Source organism: Streptomyces sp. PU-14G (assembly GCF_041028275.1).
Taxonomy (GTDB): Bacteria; Actinomycetota; Actinomycetes; order Streptomycetales; family Streptomycetaceae; genus Streptomyces.
Genome location: NZ_JASKYT010000435.1, coordinates 1 through 5,118, shown reverse-complemented (window position 1 = coordinate 5,118; position 5,118 = coordinate 1). Strand labels below are relative to the sequence as shown.

Below are 5,118 nucleotides of genomic sequence, written 5' to 3'. Positions count from 1 at the left end.
GAACAGACCCCAGCCACCTGTCCGGCGCCAGCGACCGACCAGGGCGGTCTCTGTCCTGCTCCCGCCGGGACGGTGGCTGGTCGGGCGGGGCCTGTCCCCTTCGCGCCGCGGCGGTGGTCGGCGCGGGTAGGGCCTGCGCCGTTCTCGCCGGGACGGTGGCTGGCCAGGGTGGAGGCCGCCCTGTTGCCGCCGCGACGGCGGCCCGCCACGGCGGCGAGGGTCCGGCGGGTTTTCGACGGGCTGCTCCGGACCGCTCGGCCATGTGACCGGTCGAGACGAACGGTGGCTGCGGCCGAAGCGGCCCGGCTCTGGCTCCGGCTCCGGTTGAGGGCCGTCCGGGACGGAGTCCCGCCCGGCCGGCCCCCGCRGGSCTGCGGCCGAAGCGGCCCGGCTCTGGCTCCGGCTCCGGTTGAGGGCCGTCCGGGACGGAGTCCCGCCCGGCCGGCCCCCGCAGGCCGGGCCCCCGTGCCGGGCGTGGCGCCCGCCCAGCCGCCCAGCACCTGACAGGCGCGGTGCAAACGTTCAGCACCTGGCAGCCGCGGCGCCCACGCTCAGCACCCGGCAGCCGCGGCGCCCACGCTCAGGAAGCGGCCGGTGCGGCGTGGCGCCCATGGCCGGAGCCGGCCCCGGCCGGTGCGCCGCCCCACAGCGGTGGCGGGTGCGGAGCGCCCCGCGCCCCGCGCCCCGCGCCCCGCGGCCCGGGGCCGGGGCCGGGGCCCGGGACCCAGCAGGGTGCTGCACCCCATGACTGCGGCCTCAGCACAGCGCAGCGCTCAGCGGGCGCGGTCGAAGTCGATGGCGCTGTAGGCGCGCAGCTTCGAGAGCCGGTGCACGGATTCGATCTGGCGGATGGTGCCCGACTTGGACCGCATCACCAGGGACTGGGTGTAGGCGCGCTCTGCCCGGTAGTGGACGCCGCGCAGCAGGTCGCCGTCGGTGATGCCGGTGGCGACGAAGAAGACGTTCTCGCCCTGGACCAGGTCCTCGGTCAGCAGCACCTTGTCGAGGTCGTGTCCGGCGTCGAGGGCGCGCTGCCGCTCCTCGTCGTCCTTGGGCCACAGCTTGCCCTGTATCGTCCCGCCGAGGCATTTGATCGCGCAGGCGGCGATGATGCCCTCGGGGGTGCCGCCCACGCCGAGCAGCAGGTCGACGCCGGTCTCCTCGCGTACGGTCATCACGGCGCCGGCGACGTCGCCGTCCGCGATGAACTTGATGCGGGCGCCGGCCTCGCGGATCTCCTGGACGAGGCTCTCGTGGCGGGGGCGGTCGAGCACCACGACGGTGACGTCCTCGACGCCGCAGCCCTTGGCCTTGGCGATCCGCCGGATGTTGACGGCGGGCGGCGCGGTGATGTCCACGAACTCGGCGGCCTCGGGCCCGGTCACCAGCTTGTCCATGTAGAAGACCGCGCTGGGGTCGAACATCGCGCCGCGCTCGGCCACTGCCAGCACCGAGACGGCGTTGCCCATGCCCTTGGCGGTGAGTGTCGTGCCGTCGACGGGGTCCACGGCCACGTCGCATTCGGCGCCCGTTCCGTCGCCGACGCGCTCCCCGTTGTAGAGCATCGGCGCCTCGTCCTTCTCGCCTTCGCCGATCACCACGATGCCGTTCATGGAGACCGTCGAGACGAGGGTGCGCATGGCCTTGACGGCGGCGCCGTCGGCACCGTTCTTGTCGCCTTTGCCCACCCAGCGGCCCGAGGCCATGGCCCCCGCCTCGGTGACCCGTACCAGCTCGAGCGCGAGGTTCCGGTCCGGTGCCTCGGGGCTGACTTCGAGCTGTGAGGGCAGGTGGTGGTGTTCGGTCATCGGAACACACCTTTCTGTACGGCGACTCTGTACGGCCACTGCGGCGACGTAAGCTGTGCCGATTCGGCGAGGGTGAACAGGATTTTACCGGTCGTCAGCTAAGTGAGCAGGAGTGCCCACGGATGAGCGTCCGAGGTGGCGTCCGCCCCTGTCGCGGGCCGCCGACCGGCATAAGGGACGATGGGGGCGTGGCAGCAGACAAGAAGCGCGGCACGCAGACGGCCCGCGACATGGTGATCTCGCTGGCGGTGATCATCCTCGCCGCGTGGGTGATCTACCTGTTCATTCCGCACGACGAGTCCAAGGACCCGGTCAAGACTGTCAGCTACCGGGTGGAGCTGGCGTCCGCCCGGCGTGCGGCGCCCTACCCCGTCGCCGCGCCGAAGGGGCTGCCGAAGGACTGGCGTGCGACCTCGGTGCGCTACTCCGCCGACGGTCCGACGGGGGCCGCCTGGCATCTGGGTTTCATGACGCCGAACGAGGAGTACGCCGCCGTGGAGCAGAGCGACGGCAAGCAGCCCGGGCGGTTCGTCGACGAGGTGACCCAGGGAGCGGAGAAGACCGCGAAGAAGCAGCGCGTCGCGGGCGAGGAGTGGACGCGCTACTCCGGTGCGAAGTACGACGCGCTGGTGCGCACCGCACAGGACGGCAAATCGGTGACCGTCGTGACCGGGACGGCGACCTTCGAGCAGTTGGGCCGGCTCGCCGGGGCGCTGGAAGCCAAGTCCCTGGAGGGCTGATCCCGCACTCGGTCCCGCGCGACCTGCTCCCCGCCGGTCGGCAGGTGGCGCAGGCGTCGCGCCGGTCGGCCGGGCACGGGCATGCGGAAGCCCCCCCCCGCGCGAGAGGGGGGAGTACGCGCGGGGGGCGGTCTGTCGACGCGGCTCAGCGGCTCCGCCTCGTCAGCTCCGCGGCTCGTCGGCTCGCGGCTCGTCGGCTGGTTAGCTCAGCCGTTCAGAAGTCCGCAGTTCACAGGACGGTGACCACGTCGTCGTAGGCGAGGCGGGGTGAGCGCGGGCCGAAGGCGTCGGGGCCCGGCTTGCCGATGTTGACGACCATGAGCACGCGCTGGCGCCCGTCGCCGAAGAACTCCTTGTTGACGCCCTCGGGGTCGAAGCCGGTCATCGGGCCCGCGGCGAGACCCGCGGCGCGCACGCCGAGGACGAAGTACCCGGCCTGGAGGGTGGCGTTGAGGGCCCCGGCGGTCTCGCGCGAGGTCTCCTCGGCGAAGACCGCGTCCTTGATGTGGGGGGCGTGCGGGAACAGCTCGGGCAGCCGCTCGTGGAAGTCGAGGTCGTAGGAGAGGACCGCGGTCAGCGGCGCCTTGCGGGTCTTGGGCACGTTGCCCTCGGCCATGTGGGCCAGCAGGCGCTCGCGGCTCTCGGCCGAGCGGAGCAGGGTCACCCGGAGGGGCGACTGGTTGAACGCGGTGGGGCCGTACTTGACCAGGTCGTATATCGCCTGGGTCTGCTCCTCGGTGACCGGCTCGTCCGTGAAGGTGTTGGCCGTGCGGGCTTCACGGAAGAGGAGATCCTGGGCTGCGGGGTCGAGCGCGAGAGCCATGGGGGCGTTGCCTTGCCTTTTCGTGCGACGTACGGGGGTGCACAGTTAAGTGTAACGAGCACTTGTTCAATCTTGAATAAATGCTGGTCACCGCCGCTTTCCCGCCGGCGCGCGGTCGGATGCCCGCCCTCCGCGCGCTAACCGAGCTCGGACTCCTCCGCGTCGCCCTCCTCGCCCTCTTCCCCCTCCTCTTCCAGCACCGCGTCCAGCCGGGCCCGCGCACCGTCCAGCCAGGCGCGGCAGATGCCCGCGAGCTCCTCGCCCCGCTCCCACAGCGCCAGCGACTCCTCCAGCGTCGAGCCGCCCGACTCCAGACGCTGCACGACCTCGACCAGCTCTGCCCGCGCCTGCTCATAGCTGAGCGCGTCCGCCGTGGCCAGCTCGGCCTGGGAGGCCGCCCCGTCGTCCTGGGCCGCCCCGTCCTCGGCAGCCGCGGCAGCCGCGGCGCCTTCCGCTTCCGTCGTCATACCGCCAGCCTATGCGCGCCCTGTGACAGCGACGCCGAACTCCCCCTCGGCGACCCGGGCCCGCAGCTGCTCGCCCTCGGCCACCTCGGCGGCCTCCCGCACGACGGCCCCGTCCGCGCGCTGGAGCACCGCGTAGCCGCGACGCAGCGTCGCCGCGGGGGAGAGCGCCACGACACGGGCGCGGGTGTGCGCCAACTCGTCCTCCGCGCGGGCCAGCCGGTGGTCCAGACAGCGGCGGGAGCGGTCGAGCAGCGCCGCCACCTCGTCCTCGCGGGACTCCACCATCGTGTGCGGGTCGGCCATCGCGGGGCGGCTCATCACCTCCGCCAGACCACGCTCCTCCCGCTCCAGCCTGCTGTTGATCACGCGCAGGCCGCGCTCGCGCAGCGCCCGCACCCGCTCGTGCTCCTCCCCGACATCCGGCACGGTGTCCTTCGCCGCGTGCGTGGGCGTCCGCGAGCGCAGGTCGGCCACCAGGTCGAGCAGCGGCGCGTCGGCCTCGTGCCCGATCGCCGAGACCACCGGGGTCCGCGCCGCCGCCACCGCGCGGACCAGGCGCTCGTCGGAGAACGGCAGCAGATCCTCCATGCCGCCGCCGCCCCGCGTCACGATGATCACGTCCACGTCCTGGCGGGCGTCCAGCTCGCGCAGCGCCTCGATGATCTGCGGCACGGCGTAGGCGCCCTGCACCGCGGTGTTGCGCACCTCGAAGCGGACGGCCGGCCAGCGCTCCCGCGCCGTGTGCAGCACGTCCCGCTCGGCGTCGGAGGCCCGGCCGGTGATCAGCCCTATCCGCTGCGGCAGGAACGGCAGCCCCTTCTTGCGCTCCGCCGCGAACAGCCCTTCGGCGGCCAGCGCCTTGCGCAGCCGCTCCAGGCGGGCCAGCAGCTCGCCGACGCCGACCGGACGGATCTCGGCGGCGCGCAGCGACAGCCGTCCCGCCTTCTCGTACCACTCCGGCTTCGCGTGGACGACGACACGGGTGCCCTCGCTGATGACGTCCTTGACCTGCTCGTAGACCTGGCGGAAACAGGTGACGCTCAGCGAGACCTCGCGGGAGGGGTCGCGCAGCGTCAGGAAGACCATGCCCGCGCCCGGTCTGGGGGAGAGCTGGATGATCTGCCCCTCCACCCAGACGGCCCCCAGCCGGTCGATCCAGCCGCGGATCAGCCGGGAGACCTCGCTGACGGGGATCGGGGAGTCGGCGGACGTGGTGAGAGCCATGCGAGAAGGCTAGGCCCTGCCACCGACAGCCCCGACCCGCCCGTCCCCGCCCGTAC

The 5,118-nt window shown here is 73.0% G+C and carries 5 protein-coding genes; 1 reads left to right on the top strand and 4 read right to left on the bottom strand.

The window, feature by feature from the left end; all coding sequences use genetic code 11:
• Positions 1–773 precede the first annotated feature (773 nt).
• Positions 774–1,808: a class II fructose-bisphosphatase gene (gene glpX, locus AB8Z75_RS30845; protein ID WP_369207773.1), complete on the bottom strand. Its 1,035-nt coding sequence runs from the start codon at positions 1,806–1,808 to the stop codon at positions 774–776.
• A gap of 188 nt (positions 1,809–1,996) precedes the next feature.
• Here glpX and AB8Z75_RS30840 point away from each other — a divergent pair, with 188 nt between their 5' ends.
• Positions 1,997–2,548 (top strand): DUF4245 domain-containing protein, encoded by a 552-nt coding sequence (locus tag AB8Z75_RS30840; protein ID WP_369207771.1) that lies wholly within the window; start codon positions 1,997–1,999, stop codon positions 2,546–2,548.
• A gap of 229 nt (positions 2,549–2,777) precedes the next feature.
• Here the strand turns inward: AB8Z75_RS30840 and AB8Z75_RS30835 are convergent, their stop codons facing one another.
• The 3 genes from AB8Z75_RS30835 to xseA form a co-directional block, all read right to left on the bottom strand.
• Positions 2,778–3,371, bottom strand: a complete 594-nt coding sequence (locus tag AB8Z75_RS30835; protein ID WP_369207769.1) for a malonic semialdehyde reductase — start codon at positions 3,369–3,371, stop codon at positions 2,778–2,780.
• Between the two features lie 137 nt (positions 3,372–3,508).
• Positions 3,509–3,838, bottom strand: coding sequence for an exodeoxyribonuclease VII small subunit (locus AB8Z75_RS30830; RefSeq protein WP_369207767.1), 330 nt, complete (start codon positions 3,836–3,838; stop codon positions 3,509–3,511).
• Positions 3,839–3,847: 9 nt separating this feature from the next.
• On the bottom strand, positions 3,848–5,062 hold the full coding sequence (gene xseA, locus AB8Z75_RS30825) for an exodeoxyribonuclease VII large subunit (protein WP_369207765.1): 1,215 nt from the start codon (positions 5,060–5,062) through the stop codon (positions 3,848–3,850).
• Positions 5,063–5,118 lie beyond the last annotated feature (56 nt).